This is a genomic window from Nocardioides albidus (assembly GCF_006335005.1).
Classification (GTDB): domain Bacteria; phylum Actinomycetota; class Actinomycetes; order Propionibacteriales; family Nocardioidaceae; genus Nocardioides; species Nocardioides albidus.
In genome coordinates this window covers 347,408-350,370 of the sequence record NZ_VDMP01000025.1, presented here as the reverse complement: position 1 = coordinate 350,370, position 2,963 = coordinate 347,408, and the positions used below count along the sequence as shown (strand labels likewise).

Genomic DNA, 2,963 nt, shown 5'->3' with positions numbered 1-2,963 from the left:
CGGAGCCGTCCTTGTAGACGTGCACCAGCGCCCCGGCCTGGTTGAAGGCGGTGAGGTTGAAGGAGATGCCGAACTTGACCGGGGTCATGGCGATCCCGCGCTTGACGTGCTCGTGGGTCCGGTTGAAGGCGACGATCTCCGCGCGGCGCCGCTCCACCTCGCCGGACGTGGCGACCTGGGTCCAGCACGCCTCGAGCCGCTCGGCGTGACGCACCGGCTGGCCGTACGGCGTCGTGTGGTGCGAGCGGTAGAAGTTGCGCCGGCGCAGCTCCTCGGCGTCGATGCCGAGCAGGGGGGCGCAGCGGCCGAGCAGGTCCTCCATCACCAGCATGCCCTGCGGGCCGCCGAAGCCGCGGAAGGCGGTCTGCGAGGTCTTGTTGGTGCGCGCGATCCGCCCGTGGACGCGGACGTTGGGCACCCAGTAGGCGTTGTCGATGTGGCACAGGGCGCGCGCCAGCACCGGCTCGGACAGGTCCAGGCTCCAGCCGCCGTCGGCGGTGAGCGTCGCGTCGAGCGCGAGCAGGTGGCCCTCGGCGTCGAAGCCGACCCGCCACCGGCTGTGGAAGCCGTGCCTCTTGCCGGACATGGTCATGGCCTGGGTGCGGTTGAGCCGGACCCGGACCGGGCGCCCGGTCAGGGTGGCGCCGAGCGCGGCGATCGCCGCGAAGCCGTGCGGCTGCATCTCCTTGCCGCCGAAGCCGCCGCCCATCCGCAGGCACTGGACGGTGACCGCGTGGCTCGGCACGTCGAGGACGTGACCGACGATCTCCTGGGTCTCCGAGGGGTGCTGGGTGCTGCACTGCACGAAGATCTGCCCGCCCTCGTCGACGAGCGCGAGCGAGCTGTGGGTCTCGAGGTAGAAGTGCTCCTGACCGGCGAACTCGAACTCGCCCTCGAACACGTGGGCCGCGTCCTCCAGGGCGGCGTCCACCTCCCCACGCTCCAGGCACGGCCGCGCGCCCTGGAAGCTCTCGGCCGCGATGGCCTCGCGGACGTTGACCAGGGACGGCAGCGGCTCGTAGTCGACCTCGACCGCGGCAGCGCCGAGCCGGGCGGCCTCCTGGCTCTCGCCGAGGACCCAGCACACCGCGTGGCCGTGGAACATCACCTCGGTGGGGAAGAGCGGCTCGTCGTGCTTGATCCCGGCGTCGTTGACGCCCGGCACGTCGGCGGCGGTGAGCACGCGGACCACGCCCGGGACGTCGTACGCCGGGGCGACGCGCAGGTCGAGGACCCGGGCGTGGGCGTGCGGCGCCTGGACCGGCCAGGCGTGCAGGGCGCGGGGCGTCCGGCCGACGAGGTCGTCGGTGTAGAGCGCCTCGCCGGTGACGTGCAGGGCGGCACTCTCGTGCGGCAGGGGGAGCCCCACCACGGGGTCGGCGGGGCGGTCGGACAGGGCGCTCATGCGGTCACCTCCTGGGTGTGGAACAGGCGGAGCAACGACTGGCCGAGCATCGCCGATCGGTACGACGCGCTCGCGCGGTGGTCGTCCATCGGGGTGCCCTCGCCGGCGAGCACGGCGGCGGCACGTCGTACGGTCTCCTCGGTCCAGGGCTGCCCGGTCAGGGTGTCCTCGGTGGCGCGGGCGCGCAGCGGCGTGGCCGCCACCCCGCCGAGCCCGATCCGGGCGCTGCGGACGATGCCGCCGGGCCCGCCGGTCACGTCGAGGGCGTAGCCGACGGCGACGCTCGAGATGTCGTCGAAGCGGCGCTTGGCGATCTTGTGGAACGCCGTCAGGGGGGCGAGCGGGAGCGGCAGGCGCACGGCCCGGATCAGCTCGTCGTCGGCCCTCACCGTCTGGCGGTACCCGGTGAAGTAGTCCGCGAACGGCACGGCGCGCTCGCCGCGGGCGGAGGTCAGGACGACGATGGCGTCGAGCGCGAGCAGCGCAGGCGGGGTGTCGCCGATCGGGGAGCCGGTGCCGATGTTGCCGCCGATGGTCGCGCCGTTGCGGATCAGCCGGGAGGCGAACTGCGGGAACAGCTGGTCGAGCAGCGGGACCCGGCCGGCGAGCAGCCGCTCCACCTCGGTGAGGGTCAGCGCGGCGCCGATCTCGACGACGTCCGGGCCGAACGACAGGTCGCGGAGCTCGGGCAGCCGGTCGACGGCGACCACGAGCGGGGCGCGCCGACCGCGGAGGTTGACCTCGACACCCCAGTCGGTGGACCCGGCCACGACCTGTGCGTCCGGACGCTCGGCGAGCAGGGCGAGCGCGTCCTCGAGGCCGGCCGGCCGGACGAACTCGGCGCCGTCGACGGCCAGCCGGGTGGCTCGCGGCGCGGGCGCCGCGGCGTCACTGCGGGCGGCGAGCGGGTCGTCGGCGCTCGGCTCGCCGAGGGCGTACGCCGCGTCGCGGATCGGGCGGTAGCCGGTGCAGCGGCACAGGTTGCCGCTCAGGGCGTGCAGGTCGAAGCCGTTGGGGCCGTGCTCGTGGTCGCAGGGCCCGTCCGCCCGTCCGGGCCGGTAGAACTCGGCGGCCATGCTGCACACGAAGCCCGGGGTGCAGAACCCGCACTGGGAGCCGCCGCGGACCGCCATCTCCTGCTGGACCGGGTGCAGCGCGTCCGGCCGGCCGAGGCCCTCGCTGGTGACGACCTCCTGGCCGTCGAGGGCGGCCACCGGGACGAGGCAGGCGTTGAGCGCGGTCCACTCGGTCGCGGTGCTGGTGCCGGGCCGGGCCACGAGGACCGAGCAGGCGCCGCACTCGCCCTCGGCGCAGCCCTCCTTGGCGCCGGTCAGGCCGCGCTCGCGCAGCCAGTCGAGGGTCGTGGTGTGGGCCGCGACGCCGTCGAGCCCGACGACCTCGCCGTTGACGGTGACGCTCGGCGTACCGCCGGCGGGGGCGGCCGGCGGGCTGGCGGGCGTGGTGCTGGTGCTCATGACGGGCGACTCCACGTGGTGCGTGCGCTGTGGATGGGATTGGCCTCCCGGAGGAAGTCGTCGAAGCGGTGCCCGGCGATCTT

At 74.5% G+C, this 2,963-nt stretch carries 2 protein-coding genes; both read right to left on the bottom strand.

Annotated elements, in window-relative coordinates; translation table 11 throughout:
• On the bottom strand, positions 1-1,405 hold a 1,405-nt coding region (locus tag FHP29_RS22780; protein WP_240044515.1), incomplete at its 3' end, for a molybdopterin cofactor-binding domain-containing protein.
• Positions 1,402-2,880, bottom strand: a complete 1,479-nt coding sequence (locus FHP29_RS14820) for a xanthine dehydrogenase small subunit (protein ID WP_139623625.1) — start codon at positions 2,878-2,880, stop codon at positions 1,402-1,404. The genes FHP29_RS22780 and FHP29_RS14820, both read right to left, overlap by 4 nt.
• Positions 2,881-2,963 lie beyond the last annotated feature (83 nt).

What these genes read in the sequence shown, in the direction of transcription:
- FHP29_RS14820 (WP_139623625.1), bottom strand. Translation starts at nt 2,880, where the DNA reads ATGAGCACCAGCACCACGCCCGCCAGCCCGCCGGCCGCCCCCGCCGGC.